The 18,330-nt window shown below is 71.5% G+C and carries 16 protein-coding genes and 2 tRNA genes; 3 read left to right on the plus strand and 15 right to left on the minus strand.

Annotated elements, in window-relative coordinates:
• Nucleotides 1-245 precede the first annotated feature (245 nt).
• Nucleotides 246-2,402, plus strand: a complete 2,157-nt coding sequence (gene pknB / locus OG556_RS17460; protein WP_371517856.1) for a Stk1 family PASTA domain-containing Ser/Thr kinase — start codon at nucleotides 246-248, stop codon at nucleotides 2,400-2,402.
• Between the two features lie 168 nt (nucleotides 2,403-2,570).
• Here the strand turns inward: pknB and OG556_RS17465 are convergent, their stop codons facing one another.
• The 5 genes from OG556_RS17465 to OG556_RS17485 all read right to left on the minus strand — a co-directional run bounded on the left by OG556_RS17465 (nucleotide 2,571) and on the right by OG556_RS17485 (nucleotide 6,293).
• Nucleotides 2,571-3,374, minus strand: coding sequence for a class E sortase (locus OG556_RS17465; RefSeq protein WP_371517857.1), 804 nt, complete (start codon nucleotides 3,372-3,374; stop codon nucleotides 2,571-2,573).
• Nucleotides 3,375-3,411: 37 nt separating this feature from the next.
• Complete coding sequence (locus tag OG556_RS17470) at nucleotides 3,412-4,545, minus strand: class E sortase (RefSeq protein ID WP_371517858.1); 1,134 nt, start codon at nucleotides 4,543-4,545, stop codon at nucleotides 3,412-3,414.
• 5 nt (nucleotides 4,546-4,550) lie between these two features.
• Nucleotides 4,551-5,222 carry an aminodeoxychorismate/anthranilate synthase component II gene (locus tag OG556_RS17475; protein ID WP_371517859.1) on the minus strand — a complete coding sequence of 224 codons (672 nt, stop codon included), beginning with the start codon at nucleotides 5,220-5,222 and terminating at the stop codon, nucleotides 4,551-4,553.
• Nucleotides 5,223-5,285: 63 nt separating this feature from the next.
• The gene (locus OG556_RS17480) at nucleotides 5,286-5,465 is read right to left on the minus strand and encodes a hypothetical protein (protein ID WP_350876763.1); all 180 of its coding nucleotides are present in this window, start codon (nucleotides 5,463-5,465) and stop codon (nucleotides 5,286-5,288) included.
• A 69-nt stretch (nucleotides 5,466-5,534) separates the two neighbouring features.
• On the minus strand, nucleotides 5,535-6,293 hold the full coding sequence (locus OG556_RS17485) for a DUF881 domain-containing protein (RefSeq protein ID WP_371522737.1): 759 nt from the start codon (nucleotides 6,291-6,293) through the stop codon (nucleotides 5,535-5,537).
• Between the two features lie 175 nt (nucleotides 6,294-6,468).
• On the opposite strand from OG556_RS17485, the gene crgA reads away from it, so the two are divergent.
• Nucleotides 6,469-6,717, plus strand: coding sequence for a cell division protein CrgA (gene crgA / locus OG556_RS17490; RefSeq protein ID WP_350876761.1), 249 nt, complete (start codon nucleotides 6,469-6,471; stop codon nucleotides 6,715-6,717).
• A 334-nt stretch (nucleotides 6,718-7,051) separates the two neighbouring features.
• On the opposite strand, the gene OG556_RS17495 is transcribed toward crgA, so the two are convergent.
• On the minus strand, nucleotides 7,052-7,897 hold the full coding sequence (locus OG556_RS17495) for a rhomboid family intramembrane serine protease (RefSeq protein WP_371517861.1): 846 nt from the start codon (nucleotides 7,895-7,897) through the stop codon (nucleotides 7,052-7,054).
• Nucleotides 7,898-8,090: 193 nt separating this feature from the next.
• On the opposite strand from OG556_RS17495, the gene OG556_RS17500 reads away from it, so the two are divergent.
• Nucleotides 8,091-8,903, plus strand: coding sequence for a DUF5324 family protein (locus OG556_RS17500; RefSeq protein WP_371517862.1), 813 nt, complete (start codon nucleotides 8,091-8,093; stop codon nucleotides 8,901-8,903).
• A gap of 116 nt (nucleotides 8,904-9,019) precedes the next feature.
• Here the strand turns inward: OG556_RS17500 and OG556_RS17505 are convergent.
• The 9 genes from OG556_RS17505 to OG556_RS17545 form a co-directional block, all read right to left on the minus strand.
• Nucleotides 9,020-9,092 (minus strand) — tRNA-Ala (locus OG556_RS17505).
• Nucleotides 9,093-9,302: 210 nt separating this feature from the next.
• Nucleotides 9,303-9,431, minus strand: coding sequence for a DLW-39 family protein (locus tag OG556_RS17510; protein ID WP_014137031.1), 129 nt, complete (start codon nucleotides 9,429-9,431; stop codon nucleotides 9,303-9,305).
• Nucleotides 9,432-9,677: 246 nt separating this feature from the next.
• Complete coding sequence (locus tag OG556_RS17515) at nucleotides 9,678-10,055, minus strand: DUF6191 domain-containing protein (RefSeq protein ID WP_371517863.1); 378 nt, start codon at nucleotides 10,053-10,055, stop codon at nucleotides 9,678-9,680.
• Nucleotides 10,056-10,186: 131 nt separating this feature from the next.
• Nucleotides 10,187-10,263, minus strand: a tRNA-Ile gene (locus tag OG556_RS17520).
• Between the two features lie 16 nt (nucleotides 10,264-10,279).
• Entirely contained in the window at nucleotides 10,280-11,674 is a 1,395-nt protein-coding gene (locus tag OG556_RS17525) for a class I SAM-dependent methyltransferase (RefSeq protein ID WP_371517864.1), read from the minus strand.
• A gap of 260 nt (nucleotides 11,675-11,934) precedes the next feature.
• Nucleotides 11,935-12,675: a DUF3566 domain-containing protein gene (locus OG556_RS17530; protein WP_371517865.1), complete on the minus strand. Its 741-nt coding sequence runs from the start codon at nucleotides 12,673-12,675 to the stop codon at nucleotides 11,935-11,937.
• A 151-nt stretch (nucleotides 12,676-12,826) separates the two neighbouring features.
• On the minus strand, nucleotides 12,827-15,364 hold the full coding sequence (gene gyrA / locus OG556_RS17535) for a DNA gyrase subunit A (RefSeq protein WP_363619519.1): 2,538 nt from the start codon (nucleotides 15,362-15,364) through the stop codon (nucleotides 12,827-12,829).
• A gap of 133 nt (nucleotides 15,365-15,497) precedes the next feature.
• Nucleotides 15,498-17,513, minus strand: a complete 2,016-nt coding sequence (gene gyrB, locus OG556_RS17540) for a DNA topoisomerase (ATP-hydrolyzing) subunit B (RefSeq protein WP_363579881.1) — start codon at nucleotides 17,511-17,513, stop codon at nucleotides 15,498-15,500.
• Nucleotides 17,514-17,781: 268 nt separating this feature from the next.
• A complete protein-coding gene (locus tag OG556_RS17545; RefSeq protein WP_363579880.1) occupies nucleotides 17,782-18,321 on the minus strand; it encodes a DciA family protein in 540 nt (179 codons plus the stop codon).
• Nucleotides 18,322-18,330: the final 9 nt, after the last annotated feature.

Raw genomic sequence — 18,330 nt, forward strand, 5'->3', positions numbered from 1 at the left:
GTGAGTGGAAAGTCACGATCGACACCCCCGTCCGGATACCGGTCTGATATCGGCCGACGGCCGACTCCGGTCCGATGCGGTGCGACCGGTAGCGTATCCGCCAGCAGCGGGTGTGCCCGTTGCCGCCCGCGAGACGGCGCACGGCCCGGCCGGAGAACCGGTCGAGACCCGCTCGGCGTCACCCAGAGCGTGCGGGGACACCTACGTCACAACCTCGCCGGCAGGTGAGGGAGAGGGTCGGAACTATGGAAGAGCCTCGTCGCCTAGGCGGCAGGTACGAGCTCGGCGGCGTCCTCGGACGCGGCGGCATGGCCGAGGTGTACCTCGCCCATGACACCCGGCTCGGCCGTTCCGTCGCCGTGAAGACGCTCCGGGCCGACATGGCCCGGGATCCGTCGTTCCAGGCCCGCTTCCGCCGCGAGGCGCAGTCCGCGGCGTCCCTGAACCACCCCGCGATCGTCGCCGTGTACGACACCGGCGAGGACTACATCGACAACATCTCCATCCCGTACATCGTGATGGAGTACGTCGAGGGGTCCACCCTGCGCGAGCTGCTGCACTCCGGCCGACGGCTGCTGCCCGAGCGCGCGCTGGAGATGACCATCGGCATCCTGCAGGCGCTGGAGTACTCGCACCGCGCCGGCATCGTGCACCGCGACATCAAGCCGGCCAACGTGATGCTGACCCGGCAGGGCAACGTCAAGGTCATGGACTTCGGCATCGCCCGCGCGATGGGCGACGCCGGGATGACCATGACCCAGACCTCGGCCGTCATCGGCACCGCCCAGTACCTCTCCCCCGAGCAGGCCAAGGGCGAGCAGGTCGACGCCCGCTCCGACCTCTACTCCACCGGCTGCCTGCTCTACGAACTGCTGACCGTCCGCCCGCCGTTCGTCGGCGACTCCCCGGTCGCGGTGGCCTACCAGCACGTCCGGGAGGAGGCGCAGCCGCCGTCCGTCTTCGATCCCGAGGTCCGCCCCGAGATCGACGCGATCGTGCTGAAGGCGCTCGCCAAGGAGCGCGACTACCGCTACCAGAGCGCCGACGAGATGCGCGACGACATCGAGCGCTTCCTCGACGGCCTGCCGGTGGCCGCCGCCCAGCAGGCCGCCGCGTACGGCATGGGCGCCGGGTACGGCTACGACCAGAACGGCTACCCGCAGCAGCACGACCCGTACGGCCAGACCAACGTGCTGCCGCAGCAGCCCGGCGGCGGGCCGACCACCATGCTGCCGCAGGCCGGCGCGCAGCCCGGCTACGGCCCGCAGGGCGGCTACGGCCCGCAGGGCGGCTACCAGGACGACGGCTACGGCCAGGCCTACGCCGACGGCCCGGCGGGCGGCGGCCACGACGACGGCTACGGCCGGGACGGCGGCCGGCGCGGCGAGCAGCCGCCGAAGAAGAGCAACACCTCCTGGATCGTGCTGGCGGTCGCCGCCGTGCTGGTCCTGGTCGGCACCTTCTTCGTGGCCCAGGCCATGTTCAACGGCAACGGCGCCGGCACCACCGAGACCCCGAAGGTCTCCGTGCCGAACCTGGTCGGCAAGAGCCTGGCGGACGCCAAGACGGCCGCGGCCGCGGCCGGTCCCAAGCTCGTGGTGGCCGAGGGCGACAAGCTCGCCTGCCCGGACGCCAACATCAAGAAGGACCAGGTCTGCACCCAGAACCCGGCCGTCGGCGGCCAGGTCGCGGAGAACAGCACCATCACCGTGCAGGTGTCCTCCGGCCCGGCCAAGGCCCCCCTGCCGAACGTGGTCGGCAAGACCAAGGACCAGGCGACCAAGGCGCTCGGTGACGCCGGCTTCACCAACGTCACCACCGAGTACAAGGACGACGACACCGCTCCGCAGGAGAACGTCACCGCCCAGGACCCGGTGGCGGGCACCCCCGGCGACCCGACCGCCCCGGTCAAGCTGACCGTCTCGCAGGGCAAGACGAAGGTGACCGTGCCGAACGTGGCCGGCGCGCAGAAGGAGGTGGCGCAGGCCCAGCTGGAGGGCCTGGGCTTCCAGGTCGACACCTCGAAGACGGTGCAGACCACCGACCAGAGCAAGGCGAACACCGTCGCCGCGCAGTCGATCCAGGCCAACACCAAGGCCCCGGCCAACACGAAGATCTCGCTGACGATCTTCAAGATGCAGGACAAGCCCCAGGTCCCGCCGCTGCAGAACGTCAAGCTGTCGGACGCCATCTCCCAGCTGGGCAAGGTCGGGCTGCTCTACACGGTGGTGTCCGGTCCGTCGGACCCGAACGCCATCGTCGTGAGCACCAACCCGCCCGCCGGCACCCAGCTGGACCCGAACACCCAGGTGATGCTCATCACGAAGCCGGCCGATCCGCCCAAAGGGGGTGACCCCCTCTCCCCCTCACCCTCCAACACCAAAGGGGGGAACAACAACTAAGCCCTGGTTCCCCTGGATCTGAGGCTTGGTGGGAGTTGTCCGGCCGTACGCCCGAGGGCCCGTCGCAGCGGTTGCGACGGGCCCTCGGGCGTACTCGGTTCCGGGCGTTCCCGGAGCCGGGCCGCAGCAGCCGGGCCAGCTTCCGGACCGCGGCAGCGGCCGACGGGCTCAGGGCCGGCGCAGCTCCGGCGGCGGGGTGCGCTTGGCGTCCACGTCGTCCACCCGCACCAGGCTCCCCCAGACCGCCATCCGGTAGCGCGAGGTGTACACCGGCGTGCAGGTGGTCAGCGTGATGTACCGGCCGGGGCCGGTGTAGCCGGAGCCGACCGGGACGGGCGCGACGATGCCGGTGTCGTACTTGGACGTCTCCGGCAGGGTGCTGTCGATCCGGTAGACGTACCACTTGTCCTTGGTCTCGACGACGACCGCGGCGCCCTTGTGCACCGCGTCCAGGTCGTGGAACTTGGCACCGTGGCCGTCCCGGTGGGCGGCCAGCGCGAAGTTGCCGGCCTGGTCCCAGGGCATCGCGGCGCGGTAGGGCTGCTCGTACACGCCCGCCACGCCCTCGGCCAGGGTGTCGCTGTCGGTGCCCATCCGAATCAGCACCTGGTAGTCCCGGCCCATCGCCGGGACGTGCAGGAAGCCGACCGCGTCCCCGGCCGCGAACGGCGCGGCGGGGGCGGACGTCCCGCCGGGGGCGGCCGAGGGGGTGCCGGACGGGCTCGCGGCCCAGGTGTCGCGCAGCCGGTCGGAGGCCGCGGCCGCCGAGCGGTCCGCCTCGACGTTGGTCCACCACAGCGAGTAGGCCACGAACAGGCCGAGCACCAGTCCCAGGGTGATCAGCAGCTCGCCGAAGACGCCGAGCGCGGCCAGCGCCCGACTGCGGCCGCGCCGGGCGGGCGCGGGGCCGTCCTCGGGCGGCGGGAAGGCCTCCTCCCGCGGCTCGGCCGACTGCGCGGTCTCGTCCGTCATCTCCGGTGCTCCCCCTTCGTGCCGGGTGCCCGGGCGGTCACCCGCCCGTGATCGCGGCCGGCTTGCCTTGGCTGCGCGGCCGTTCCTCGGTCATCTTGCCAAAGACGATGAGGCGGAACTTGGAGGTGAACTCCGGGGTGCAGGTGGTCAGCGTGATGTACCGGCCGGCGCCCGCGTAACCGGCGCCGTTGGGGACGGGCTTGATCACGCTCACGTTGTTGGGGGAGGTCTCCGGGATGCTGCTGGTGACCTCGTAGGTGTAGTACGAGGTGGCGGTCTCCACCACGATCTTGTCGCCCTTGCCGAGCTGGTTGATGTACCGGAACGGCTCGCCGTGGGTGTTGCGGTGCGCGGCCAGCGCGAAGTTGCCCGCCTTGTCGGCCGGCATCCCGGTGCCCGTGTAGTGGCCGACCAGGCCCTTGTCGAGCACCGCCGGCTTGGAGGTGCCCTCGGCGATCGGGAACTTCAGCCCCAGCTTGGGCAGGTAGATGATGGCGAAGCCCTTGCCGGGCTCGAACGACTCCGGCTTGGCCGGGTCCGGAGCCGGCTGCCCGGGCGTCGGCGGCGCCAGGGCGGCGTCGAACTGCTGCTCCAGCCGGTTGCGGGCGCCGTCGGCGGCCGCGTCGGCCTGCACGTTGGTCCACCAGAGCTGGTACGAGACGAAGAGCAGCATCACCACGCCGAGCGTGATGCACAGCTCCCCGACGAGCCGCGCGGCCACCACGACCGCGGACTCCTTGGGCCGCGCCTTCGCCCCGGCGCCCCGGCCGCTCGCCCGGCGCCGGCCGACGCCCGCGCGCACGGAGGTCCGGCCCTGGGCGGCCCTGCGGCGCTCGGCCCGGCCGCCGGTGGGCGGGGCCGGCTCCGCGGCCGGCCCGCCGATGTCGAGGGGCAGGCGCAGCTGGAGCGTCTGGTCGGGCAGCCAGGGGTACTCGGGGCCGGACACGGCGGGCTGCTCGGCCTGCTCGTACACGCCCCAGGCGTCCTCGGCGGCGCCCTGTCCGGGCTGCGCCGGGTACGGCTGCGGGTACGCCGCCGCGTCACCGTGGTGCTGCCCGTCGCCGTACCGGCCGTCCCCGTACGGGCCGCCGTACTGCGCGCCGCCGTACGGCTGTCCGTCGCCCGGGCCCGCCTCCGGCTGGTAACGCCCCTCCGGACGCAGCGCGGTCACGCCGCTCAGCCCCGGCCGATCACCGGGGCGAGCCCGGCCGACCGGTCCACGGCCTCTGGGTAGCCGCACTCCGCCAGCCAGTTGGCGAGCATCCGGTGCCCGCCCTCGGTGAGCACCGACTCGGGGTGGAACTGCACGCCCTCGACGGGCAGTTCGCGGTGCCGCAGGCCCATGATCACGCCGCTGTCGGTGCGCGCGGTGACCACCAGCTCGTCCGGCACGGTGGCCGGCTCGACCGCCAGCGAGTGGTACCGGGTGGCGGTCAGCGGCGAGGGCAGTCCCTCGAACACCCCGCCGTCCTCGTGCTCGACCGGCGAGGTCTTGCCGTGCAGCAGTTCCGGTGCCCGGTCGACCACCGCGCCGTACGCGACCGCGATCGACTGCAGGCCCAGGCAGACTCCGAACACCGGCAGGCCGATCCCCGCGCAGTGGTGCACCATCCCGATGCAGACCCCGGCCTCCTCCGGCGCGCCGGGCCCGGGGGAGAGCAGCACCCCGTCGAAGCCCTGGTCGTCCTCGCCCCCGGAGCGGCGGACGGCGTGCTCGACGGTCACCTCGTCGTTGCGCACCACCTCGCAGGTGGCACCGAGCTGGTACAGGTACTGGACCAGGTTGAAGACGAAGCTGTCGTAGTTGTCCACGACCAGGATGCGGGGCGCGGTCGGCTGGGTGGTCATTCTCGCGTGGTCTCCGTGGGATGCGGGGCGGGGTCGGCAGGGTGGAGGAGCAGGGCCGCCGGTTCAGCCGGCCGCGGCGCCTTCGCCGCCGTCCACTGTGACGTCACCGAAGGGGAGCAACGGTTCCGCCCACGGGAAGACGTAGGTGAAGAGGAGATAGACGATCCCCACGACGAGGAGCAGCGAGATGACGGCGCGGACCAGGGTGTTTCCCGGGAGGTGACGCCAGATCCAGCCGTACATGGTGCTCCCTCGACGTAGCGGACTGGGGTCAAGAGTAGACCCGGGATCAACGACCGCGGGGCCGGTCCGCTACTGCTGCCCGCCCGCCGACCGCAGCTCGGTGGTGCCGGAGTATCCCGGGAGGGTCAGGTCACCGCTCTCCTGGACCTTCCAGCCGAGCCCGTACGCCTGGACGTACTGGAGGTAGTTGCGGATCGTCGGGTCCCCGTCCACGGCGGCCTTCAGCGCATCGGTGCGGCCGACCGCCCGGACCACGTACGGCGGCGAGTAGACCCGGCCCTGCAGGAGCAGGGTGTTGCCGACGCAGCGGACGGCGCTGGTGGAGATCAGCCGCTGGTCCATCACCTGCACGCCCTCGGCGCCGCCCCGCCACAGCGCGTTGACCACGGCCTGGATGTCCTGCTGGTGGATGACCAGGTCGTTGACGCCGGGCTCGGGGACGCCCGGGATGCGGGCGGTGGCGTTCGGCGGGGCGTCGTTGAGGGTGACGGTCAGGCCGCCGCCCTGCAGCGGCTCCAGGGCCGCGCCGAGCCGCAGGTCGTCCAGCCGGGCGGCGTCGGCGGGGTTGCCGCCCTGCTGCCCGGTGAGCTCCTGCGCGCGGGCCTGGAGGTCGGCCAGCTGGGCCTGGGCCTGCTGGTTCTGCGCGCTGCGCTGGCGTATCACGTCGCCGAGGCTCAGCAGCGAGTTGTCCGTCCGCAGGTCGGTGCCGCGGGCGGTCTGCGCGCTGATGTAGAACAGCAGTCCGGCGAGCGCGAAGACCGCACAGGTCAGGGCACGCCCGACAATTCGGGTGCCGGAGCGGCGGGTAGTGGTCGGCCGAGGGGGAATCGACAAATTAGGCACCGTACCCTTATCTCCTTAAGACCCACCGAGCCACTACGCTAACGGACGCCGGTGGCGCGTGCGGGAACGGTCCCGTGCGTTCCGCACCGCCCGTCACCGGCCGACCGACCCCCGCTGCACCTCTGCGCGGTCTCACAGCGCATCGACAGGAGAGCTCCTCGTGCCGAAGTCTCGACTCCGCAAGAAGTCCGACTACACCCCGCCGACCACGGCCGCGGTGAAGATCAGTTCGGGCCGCAGTTGGGTCGCACCGCTGATGCTGGCACTGTTCCTGATCGGCCTGGTCTGGATCGTCACCTATTACGTGACCAGCGGCAGCTACCCGGTCGAGAGCTGGCGGAACTGGAACATCCTGGTCGGTTTCGGGTTCATCGCCGCGGGGTTCGGCGTCTCCACCCAGTGGAAGTGACCTTCCGCTCCTCCTGAGGCTCCGGTCGAGCCACCTCCGCCGCTTCGGACCACTGGTGCCGGGCGGCGGTCAGGCGTGCCCGGACACGGGCGGGAAACCGGTCGGTTATCCCCATCATCAGACTGTCCTGCTTATCCACATGGTTATCCACACTGGGGAAAAGTCTCTCCAGCCTGTGGATAACCTTTCGACCGCAGGCTTTCCACAGCTGTGCACAACTTCCCGGGAATGGGAAAACCGCACAGCAGGACACGCGTAGAACAGCAGTCCACACCCTGGGCGGCGAACAGCCTGTGCACAACCCCGCACCCGCTGTGGACAAACACCCGCAGCGTCACGCGCCGTAGCGGGCCATCCCGATCATCAGCATCGCCGCCACCACGGCCAACGACCCCGTCAGCGCCAGCCCCTGGACCAGGCCCCGGCGCTCGCGCGGGGCGTACATCAGACCGGCCGCCGTCAACGCGCCCACCACCAGGCCGCCGATGTGCGCCCGCCAGTCGATGTCCGTCCGCGAGAAGGTGACGACCAGGTTGAAGACCAGGAACGCCATCACCGGGCCGAGCGGGCCCCGGTTCCGCAGCTGCATCACCACCGTGGCGCCGATCAGCCCGAAGATCGCGCCCGAGGCCCCCATCGACACGAGCAAGTTGCCGTCGATCAGGAAGGAAAAAGTGCTGCCCCCCAGACCGGAGAGCAGGTAGAGGGCCAGGAAGCGCAGCCGGCCGAGCGCCGCCTCCAGCGCGGGGCCCAGAAAGTACAGGACCACCATGTTCATCCCGACGTGCCACCACTGCAGGTGCAGGAACACCGAGGTCAGCAGCCGGTACCACTGGGCGGGCCCGTCGGCGACGCCGTCCGGACCGCCCAGAAAGGCCCGCCCGGCGCTGTACAGCTCCCAGACCTGGCCCAGCCGCGGTGTGAGCACGTAGGCGGCCAGCACGAAGACCACCACGTTGATGCCGATCAGCACCCTGGTGACCAGCCCGCCGTCCTGGGCGATCGCCCCGCCGAACCGGGTGGTCGCCCGCCGCGTCCCGGCGTGCCCGCCGCCGACGCACTCCGGGCACTGGAAGCCCACCGAGGCGGCCACCATGCACTGCGGGCAGATCGCCCGCTCGCAGCGGGTGCAGGAGACGCCGGTGGCCGTCTGCGGGTGCCGGTAGCAGCCGGTCAGCATGAGGTTCTTCCCCTCCCGTACGGGACCCCGAAATCGCCAGCCTACTGCGGCGGATCCGATATCGGGCCCGCTCCCCGGCTCCTTCCGCACCCCGCGTACGGCCCACTCCGACATGCCGGTGGACAAATCAGCATGCATGATCAGCATTCAGGTGGATATGTGCATAAAGGACGCCACCCAGGAGGAGAGACTCGTGACCTTTTCGGACTCGGCTCGTGAGACGGCCACCAAGACCCGGGACACCGCCGCGCACCTCGCGGACGGCGCCAAGCAGCGCCTCGGCCCGGCCCTGGACACCTTCGGGCCGAAAGCCGCCCAGGCCGCCCAGAGCCTCCGCGTCCAGTACGACCGGCACATCGCCCCGCAGTTCGGTCACGCCTTCGCCAGTCTGCCGCCCGAAGCCCAGCAGAACGCCCTGAAGGCCTTCCACCGCGCCCAGGAGGCCGCTCTGGCGGCCCGGCTCTCCGCAGCCCGCGCTGCCGACCAGGCCCGCTCCACGGTCGGCCCCAGGGTCGTCCAGGCCGTCGAGGAGGCCCGCGCCGCCGTCACCCCGGTCGCCCAGGAGGCCCAGACCCGGGGCGCCGCCGCGCTGACCGCGCTGCACGGCAACGTCACCTCGGCCGAGATCAGCCACCTCGCCGCCCGCAACGCCCGGCGGAAGCGGTGCAACGGCCTGGCCACCGGCCTCGCCGTGGCCGGTGCGCTGGCGATCGGCGGCGGGATCGTGGCCTGGCAGTGGTGGCGCCGGCACAGCAACCCGGAGTGGCTGGTCGAGCCCCCGACCGACCGGGCCGACCAACCCGCCGGTGCGCACGCCGCCGGCGCGACGACCCCCGGGCCGGTCAACGCCGCCGGGGCCCCGCAGAGCGGCCCGGCCGCTCCCGCCGGACCCCGGGCCGGGGACACGGCCGGCGAGCCCACTCCACCGCCCGTCCGGCCCGACAACGACGGCAACGACGGCAACGGCGACCACCCCAAGCCGCACGACCCGCGCGGACCGCACTGACCCGTCGCCCGGCCCTCAGGGCGTGTCGGACACGCCCTGAGGACGCGGAAACGCCGATCGGCCACTGACCGGGATTCAGGTCAGCGGCCGATCGGCGTCACGACTGCGATGAGCTGTGGAGCATAGGAGACTCGAACTCCTGACATCTGCCTTGCAAAGGCAGCGCTCTACCAACTGAGCTAATGCCCCTCGACGGCACCGCAGGTGCCGACGGGCACTAGCGTACCGGGTTCCGGCGCCGTTCCCGGCGCCCTCCCCCCGGGCCGACCGGACCTGCCGCCGAGGCGGCGTCCGGGCGGTGCCTGGGATCCGGCCGATCCGGTCGGATGACCGGGCCGGCCGGCCCTGGAGGCGCGGTGAAGCGCCTCCGAAGATCGTTGATCGTCGGATCGTCCGGGCTCAGCGACCGGCCGGAACCGGGTCGGTGGCCTCGGTCCACAGGTCCTGCTCGGCGCGGTCCGCCTGGACCTGACGGTAGACAAAGAAGCCGCCGAGGGCGACCAGGGCGACCAGGAGAAGCTTCTTCACCGCGGGACCTCGTCCTTCTTGCGTTGGCGGACTCAAGAGCCGGTGCTCCGGCCGGACTGACCGGGCCGACGAGTCCAGATGTGTTTCGATCGCGAGCGGGCTGCCGGGTGCCAGACTGCCCTTGCGGCCGATGATACACACCAGTGTCCCAATCGTGACCAGCCACCGCTGCGGCCAACCCGGCGGTCCGGGCGGAGGATTGACGCCGCACCTCCTGCCGTACGTCCGGCCCTCCCAGGCCGGGCCCTACGGCGTGCCCGGCGGGGCGCTGGACGGGTGCCCCGACGAGCGGTCGGACGGGCGGTTCGACGAGCGGTTCGACGGCGTCACCACCACGGCCTTCCCGCCCGCCAGGTCGACCTTCGTCCGGGGCGGCGCCCCCTCGCCCTCCTCGTCGCGCAGCATCAGGGTCGTGCCGCGTTCGTCCAGCTCGTGCTGCTTGCCTGCGGCGAACTGCGCGTGCAACTGCTCGAAGCCGGTGGCCGAGATCTGCCCCTCCCGGCCGGTCCCCCGCCACGGCACCCAGCGTGACCGCCGCGCCCGTAACGCGAGCTGGTCGACCACCGCGAGCACCACCAGGGCGCAGACCAGTCCGGGGATGCTCATCGCCCAGAAGACCGCCATGTCGTCACCATCCCTCCACACGTTCCCTCCCCGTTCCCTCCCCGGAGAACAGCCCGGCGGGACGCGCGGTTCCCGCAACGGAGGGGGAAACGCCGAAGGGCCCGGAGTGAATCACTCCGGGCCCTTCGCGGTGGTGGGCCTAACAGGACTTGAACCTGTGGCCTCTTCCTTATCAGGGAAGCGCTCTAACCGTCTGAGCTATAGGCCCTTGCCGCACTGAAAGATTAGCGGACCGATGGCCGATCTCCCAAATCCGGGCCGGCGGGGTTCCCGGCGGGCACCCCGCCGACCAGCGGCGGCGCTCCGGCGGCCGGGCGCAGCAGCCATTCCTCGCGGGTCGCCGGGAGGCCGGCCGCGCCCTCCTCGGTGCTGCGGACGGCGAGGATCTGGTTGATCCCGATCCGGTTCTCCTCGAAGGCGAGCGCGCTGGCGGCCATGTACAGCCGCCAGACCCGGGCCCGGCCGCGGCCGACCAGCCGGACCGCCTCGCTCCAGTGCGCCTCCAGGTTGGCCACCCATTCGCGCAGGGTCAGTCCGTAGTGCTCGCGCAGCGACTCGACGTCCCGGACCTCGAAGCCGGCCTCCTCCAGCCGGGCCACGGTGGAACCGACGGGGGAGAGCTCGCCATCGGGGAAGACGTAGCGGTCGATGAAGGGGCTGGTGCGGTGCGGCTCACCGGGGCGGTCGGGGCGGCGGGCGATCTGGTGGTTGAGCAGCCGGCCGCCGGGCACCAGCAGCCGGTGCAGGCCCTCGGCGTAGACCCGGTACTGCTCGGAGCCGACGTGCTCGGCCATCCCGACGCTGGAGATCGCGTCGAACGGGCCGTCGGCGATCTCCCGGTAGTCCTGGAGCCGGACCTCCACCCGCCCGGCCAGGCCGGCCTCCTCGACCCGCCGGCGGGCCAGCGCGACCTGCTCCCGCGAGATGGAGACGCCGACCGCGGTGACGCCGTAGTGCTCGGCCGCGTGCAGCAGCAGCGAGCCCCAGCCGCAGCCGACGTCCAGCAGCCGCATCCCGGGCCGGAGGCCGAGCTTGCGGCAGATCAGGTCGAGCTTGGCCTCCTGGGCGGCCTCCAGGCTCTTGGCCTCCGGGGCCCAGTAGGCGCACGAGTAGACCATCGAGGAGCCCAGGACGAGCCCGTAGAAGTCGTTTCCGACGTCGTAGTGGTGACTGATGGCCGCGCGGTCCCGGCTGCGGCTGTGCAGCCGCCCGCGGGCCTTGCGGACCTCCTCCCGGGGCGGCGTGGGCTCGGGGCCGAGCGCCCCGGCCCGCAGCGCGGCCGCGAGGACGCGGCGCCCGCCGGCGCCGAGCACGTCCCGCGGGCCGAGGTCGAGGCGGCGGATCTCCGGCCGCTCGACGAACCGGGCGACGGCCGAGAGCACCTCGTAGAGGTCGATGCCGGGGGCGAGCTCCAAGTCCCCCGCGACGTAGGCCCGGGCCAGGCCCAGCTCGCCCGGCTGCCACAGCAGCCGGCGCAGGGCTCGGCGGTTGCGCAGGACGACCGTGGGGGCTCCCGGCGGCCCGGCGACGCTGCCGTCCCAGGCCTGGACCCGCAGCGGTACCGGAACCCCCAACAGCCCGTCCAGGGCCTCGACCAGTTGACCTGCGAGCTTCGCCACCGCGCGCCTCCGTCCAGCCGTCCTGCGGAACGTCTCCTGACCCGGTCGGGCGGACCGGGGGCGGCCTGCGGCACTCCCAGGCGTGGACCGGGCGCCACCCAGCTAATCCCACCGCGGCCGGCCCGCTCCCGGGCGGCACGCCGCGGGCGGCCGGCTGTCACCCGAAATGCCGACGGGCCCCGCAGGCTGCAACAGCCTGCGGGGCCCGTCCATTCCGTCCGTGGACGGCGAACTGACCAGGGGTCAGGATCCGACCGGGGTCAGTCCTCCTCGGCCAGGGTCAGCTCGACGCCGCCGGTGAAGCCGGCCGCCGCGTTGTAGATGAACGCCGAGAGCGTGGACAGCGCCGTCAGCAGGACGACGTCGACCACGGCGATCAGCGAGGTGAAGGTCATCACCTTGCCGAAGCCCACGTAGTCCATCAGGTTGAGGCCGCCGGCGCTGTCCGAGCCGGTGACGTCCTTGAGGGTCTTGGTCAGCGAGTCGAAGACGCCGAGCGAGTCCAGCGTCATCCACAGCACCGCCGCGGCCACGATGATGATGATCCCGACGGCCAGCGACAGCAGGAAGCTGACCTTCATCACCGACCACGGGTCGACCTTGGTCACCCGCAGCCGGGCCTTGCGGGTCCGGCCGAGGCCGACACCGGCGGCCGCCGCGGGGGCGGCCGGGGCCGGTCGGCGCGCCGCGCCCGGGACGGGCGTGCCGCCGGGCGGGGTGTTGCCGCTGGTCCGGGTCCCCCGGGCCGGGGTCGGCTGCCCCTTGGCATAGGTGGTCGGCTGCGAGAACCCGCTCGCGCCCGGCGCCGGGGCCCCCGGCGGCGGGGGCGTCTGTCCGCCGTAGGTCGCGCCGCCCTGTCCCGCTCCGCCGACCGGTGGCATCAGCGAGGTGGACGCGGCCGAGTGCTCGGCCGGCGGCTGCGGCGCGCCGTACCCACCCCCGCCCTGCGCGCCCGGACGGCCGCCGGAGGGTCCTCCCGCAGCACCCGTGGCTCCACTCACCTGGTCCTCCCGCACTTCCCACCAGGACGGCGGCACCGCCCTGCTTCGTCACTCGTCATCCAGCGCCCGGCGGGATTGCCCGGAACTGGTGGGCGGCCGGTGCCGCCACGCCCCTCTATCAGGACGCGACGGCACCGGCCCGTGGTTCGGTTCAGACCTCGGCGTCGCCGCCGGCCGTCGTCTCCGCACCCTCAGCCGTTTCGGTGGAAGCGGTGTCCGCGACCTCGTCCTCCACCGTCTCCTCGTCCTCGGCTTCCGCGTTGCGGGCCATGCCCACGACCGCGTCGCGCTTACCGAGGTTGATCAGTTGGACGCCCATGGTGTCACGTCCGGTTTCACGAACTTCGGAAACCCTTGTGCGGATCACCCCACCCGACAGGGTGATCGCCATGATCTCGTCGGTGTCGTCGACCACGAGCGCGCCGACCAGCGAGCCCCGGCCCTCGACGATCTTCGCCGCCTTGGTCCCGTAGCCGCCACGCCCCTGGACACGGTACTCGTCCACGGCCGTGCGCTTGGCGTACCCGCCGTCGGTGGCGGTGAACACGTACGTTCCCGGGCGGACGACGTTCATCGAGAGCATTTCGTCGTCCTCGCGGAAGGCCATGCCCTTGACGCCGGAGGTGGCGCGGCCGGTGGGCCGCAGCGCGTCGTCGGTCGCGGTGAAGCGGATCGACTGGGCCTTCTTGGAGACCAGCAGCAGGTCGTCCTCGGCGGAGACCAGCTCGGCGCCGATCAGCTCGTCGTCCTGGCCCTCCTCGTCCTGGCGCAGGTTGATCGCGATCAGGCCGCCGGAGCGCGGGGAGTCGTAGTCCTTCAGCGCGGACTTCTTCACCAGGCCGGCCCGGGTGGCGAGGACCAGGTAGGGCTTGTCCTCGTAGGTGCGCACGGCCATCACCTGGGCGATGTGCTCCTCCGGCTGGAAGGCCAGCAGGTTGGCCACGTGCTGGCCGCGGGCGTCGCGCCCGGCGTCCGGGAGCTCGTAGCCCTTGGCGCGGTAGACCCGGCCCTTGTTGGTGAAGAACAGGATCCAGTTGTGCGTCGTCGTCACGAAGAAGTGGTCGACGATGTCGTCCTGCTTGAGCTGCGCTCCGCGCACGCCCTTGCCGCCGCGCTTCTGCGAGCGGTAGAGGTCGGAGCGGGTCCGCTTGACGTAGCCGCCACGGGTGATCGTGACGACGATGTCCTCCTCGGCGATGAGGTCCTCGATCGAGAGGTCGCCGTCGGACGGGATGAGGGTGGAGCGCCGCTCGTCGCCGTACTTCTCGACGATCGCGGTGAGCTCCTCGGAGATGATCTCCCGCTGGCGGGTCGGCGAGGCCAGGATCGCGTTGTACTCGTCGATCTTGCGCTGCAGCTCGTCGTGCTCGTCCATGATCCGCTGGCGCTCCAGGGCGGCCAGGCGGCGCAGCTGCATCTCCAGGATGGCGTTGGCCTGGAGCTCGTCGATGGAGAGCAGCCCCATCAGGCCGGTGCGGGCCGCGTCGGCGCTCGCCGAGGCCCGGATCAGCGCGATGACCTCGTCGATCATGTCCAGGGCGCGCAGCAGGGCGCGCAGGATGTGGGCGCGCTCCTCGGCCTTGCGCAGCCGGAAGGTGGTGCGCCGGACGATGACCTCGACCTGGTGGTTGACCCAGTGCCGGATGAAGGCGTCCAGCGACAGCGTGCGCGGCACGCCGTCGACCAGGGCCAGCATGTTGGCGCCGAAGTTGGTCTGCAGCTCGGTGTGCTTGTAGAGGTTGTTCAGCACGACCTTGGCGACGGCGTCGCGCTTGAGCACGACCACCAGGCGGGTGCCGGTGCGGGAGGAGGACTCGTCGCGGACGTCGGCGATGCCGGCGACCCTGCCGTCCTTGACCAGGTCGGCGATCTTCAGCGCGAGGTTGTCCGGGTTGACCTGGTACGGCAGCTCGGTGATCACCAGGCACTGGCGGCCCTGGATCTCCTCGACCTCGACCACGGCGCGCATGGTGATCGAGCCGCGGCCGGTGCGGTAGGCGTCGTCGATCCCGCGGTGGCCGACGATCAGCGCGCCGGTGGGGAAGTCGGGGCCCTTGATCCGCTCGATCAGGGCTTCGAGCAGCTCCTCGTTGGAGGCGTCCGGGTGCTCCAGCGCCCAGAGCGCGCCGGAGGCGACCTCGCGCAGGTTGTGCGGCGGGATGTTGGTGGCCATGCCGACCGCGATGCCGGTGGCACCGTTGACCAGCAGGTTGGGGATGCGCGCCGGCAGGACGGTCGGCTCCTGCGAGCGGCCGTCGTAGTTGGCCGCGAAGTCGACGGTGCCCTCGTCGATGTCGCGCATCATCTCCATGGCGAGCGGCATCATCTTGCACTCGGTGTAGCGCATGGCCGCGGCCGGGTCGTTGCCCGGGGAGCCGAAGTTGCCGTTGCCGTCCACCAGCGGCATCCTCAGCGACCACGGCTGGGCCAGGCGGACGACGGTGTCGTAGATGGAGGTGTCGCCGTGCGGGTGGTAGTTGCCCATGACGTCGCCGACGACGCGGGCGCACTTGTAGTAGCCCTTCTCGGGGCGGTACCCGCCGTCGTACATCGCGTAGAGCACGCGCCGGTGCACCGGCTTGAGCCCGTCGCGGACCTCGGGGAGCGCCCGGCTGACGATCACGCTCATCGCGTAGTCGAGGTACGAGCGCTGCATCTCGGTCTCGAGCTCGACCGGCTCGATCCGCATGGTCACCTGGGCGGTGGCCTCGGCGGCTGTGGAGGTCTCGGGCTGTTCGCCTTCGGGACGGTTGTCGTCGACCACTGGTGGTCAGTTTCCTTTCACGCGGACTGGTACGTGCTTCGCTGCCGGTCGGGCGGCGTCACACGTCCAGGAAGCGGACGTCCTTGGCGTTGCGCTGGATGAAGGAGCGGCGTGCCTCGACGTCCTCGCCCATCAGCACGGAGAACAGCTCGTCGGCGCGGGCGGCGTCCTCCAGGGTGACCTGGAGGAGCAGCCGGTGCTCGGCGTCCATGGTGGTGACCCGGAGCTCCTCGGCGTTCATCTCGCCGAGACCCTTGAAGCGCTGGATCGCGTCGTCCTTGGGGAGCCGGCGCCCGGCCTCGACCCCGGCCGCGATCAGCGCGTCGCGCTCGCGGTCGGAGTAGGCGTACTCGAAGTCGTCCTTGCCCCACTTGATCTTGTACAGCGGCGGCATGGCGAGGTAGACGTACCCGGACTCGACCAGCGGCCGCATGAAGCGGAACAGCAGGGTGAGCAGCAGGGTGCGGATGTGCTGACCGTCGACGTCGGCGTCCGCCATCAGGACGATCTTGTGATAGCGGAGCTTGGACTCGTCGTAGTCCTCCTGGATGCCGCAGCCGAAGGCCGAGATCAGCGCCTGGACCTCGGTGTTCTGCAGCACCTTGTCGATCCGGGCCTTCTCGACGTTCAGGATCTTGCCGCGGATCGGCAGGATGGCCTGGGTGCGCGGGTCGCGGCCCTGCTTGGCCGAGCCGCCGGCGGAGTCACCCTCGACGATGAAGATCTCGCACTCGGCCGGGTCCTTGGACTGGCAGTCGGAGAGCTTGCCCGGCAGCGAGGCGGACTCCAGCAGGCCCTTGCGGCGGGTGAGGTCGCGGGCCTTGCGGGCGGCGACGCGCGCGGTGGCGGCCTGGATGGACTTGCGGATGATGTCCGAGGCCTCGTTGGGGTTGCGGTCCAACCAGTCGTTGAGGTGCTCGTGGACGACCTTCTGGACGAAGGTCTTCGCCTCGGTGTTGCCGAGCTTGTCCTTGGTCTGGCCCTCGAACTGCGGCTCGCCGAGCTTGACCGAGATGATCGCGGTCAGACCCTCGCGGATGTCCTCGCCGGAGAGGTTGTCGTCCTTCTCCCGGAGCAGCTTCTTGTCCCGCGCGTAGCGGTTGACCAGGCCGGTCAGCGCCGCGCGGAAGCCCTCCTCGTGGGTGCCGCCGCCGTGCGTGTGGATGGTGTTGGCGAAGCTGTAGACCCCCTCGGTGTAGGAGGAGTTCCACTGCATCGCGATCTCCACCGAGATCGCCCTGTCCTTGTCCTCCGCCTCGAAGTCGATCACCGAGGGGTGGATCACCTCGCCCTTGCGGGAGTTGAGGTGGGCGACGAAGTCGGCGATGCCGCCGTCGTACTTGTACGTGACGGTGAGCGGCTTGCCCTCCTCGTCCACGTGCTCGGGGCGCTCGTCGGTGAGCGAGATGGAGAGGCCCTTGTTGAGGAAGGCCATCTCCTGGAAGCGCCGGGACAGCGTCTCGAAGGAGTAGACCGTGGTCTCGAAGATCTCCGGGTCGGCCCAGAAGGTGACGGTCGTGCCGGTCTGCTCGGAGCCCTCGTGCGTGGCCAGCGGAGCGGTCGGCGCACCGGCCTTGTAGTCCTGGGTGAAGCGCGAGCCGTCGCGGTGGATCTCCACCGACAGGCGGGTGGACAGCGCGTTCACGACCGAGACGCCGACACCGTGCAGACCGCCGGAGACGGCGTAGCCGCCGCCGCCGAACTTGCCGCCGGCGTGCAGGACGGTGAGCACGACCTCGACGGCCGGCTTCTCCTGGCCGGGGACGATGTCCACCGGGATGCCGCGGCCGTTGTCGACGCAGCGGATGGCGCCGTCGGCCATGATCGTGACGTCGATGGTGTCGGCGTACCCCGCCATCGCCTCGTCGACGGAGTTGTCCACCACTTCCTGCACCAGGTGGTGCAGGCCGCGCTCGCCGGTGGAGCCGATGTACATGCCGGGGCGCTTGCGGACGGCGTCGAGGCCTTCCAGCACCTGGATGTTGCTACCGGTGTAGGAAGCCTGGTCGGTCTGGTCTGGGATCTGGCTGGGGTTGCCGGAATCGGCCACGAAGCGCCCTCTCTGGCACAGCACGGGCCGCATTCCCGCCCCGTGTGGGCGGGCGTGCGACCACGGCGTTTCGACTCGGTTGCCACTAGCAACAGTGTTTGGCTCTCAGTCTACCGGTACGACTGACAGAGATGGGCGTTTGGCAGCCCTTGAAGGCAGATATGCCGCCCTGAATCCCCTCTGGACATGTCCCGATACTCGCCCCGGGGGCCCAGAGCGCCTGGAAGGGCTGTCAGGGATTCCGGAAGATCGCGGTCCGCTCCGCGCCCCCGGCGACGGGCCGGCAACCCGGTCAGCCCCAGGTGTCGCCCGGTCCCTTGCTCCCCGGGGCGCGCAGCCGGCCGTAGCCGCGGGCGGGCGCCGCCGGGCCGAGCACCTTGATGGTGCGGACCGTGCCGTGGCCCAGCTCGTGGTTCAGACGGGCTACCAACTGTCTTGCCAGCCAACGCAGTTGGGTGGCCCACGCGGTGGAGTCGCACTGCACGGTGAGCACCGCGGCGGTGTCGTCGTAGGAGGAGGGGTGGCAGTGCGCGGCGATGTCCGGGCCGACGATCTGGGGCCAACGGCCCATCACCCCGCCGACCGCGGCCGAGGACTCCCAGCCCCGTTCGGTCAGCAGCCGGTTCAGCGCCGCCCCCAGCGGGACCGGGTCGCGGCCGTCCGACCGGGCTCCGCTGCGCAGGCCGTGCCGCTTCGCCTCGCGCTTCTCCCGGACCTGCTCGCCGCGCTGCCGCGCCTGGGCCCGGGCCGCCCGCAGCGCGGAGCGGGCGAGGTCGGCGCCGGTCGGCGCCGGGTCGCCCGGCCGGGGGGAGTGCTCCGCCGGCTCGCTCACGGCGATCTC

The organism is Kitasatospora sp. NBC_01300, from assembly GCF_041435235.1.
Classification (GTDB): domain Bacteria; phylum Actinomycetota; class Actinomycetes; order Streptomycetales; family Streptomycetaceae; genus Kitasatospora.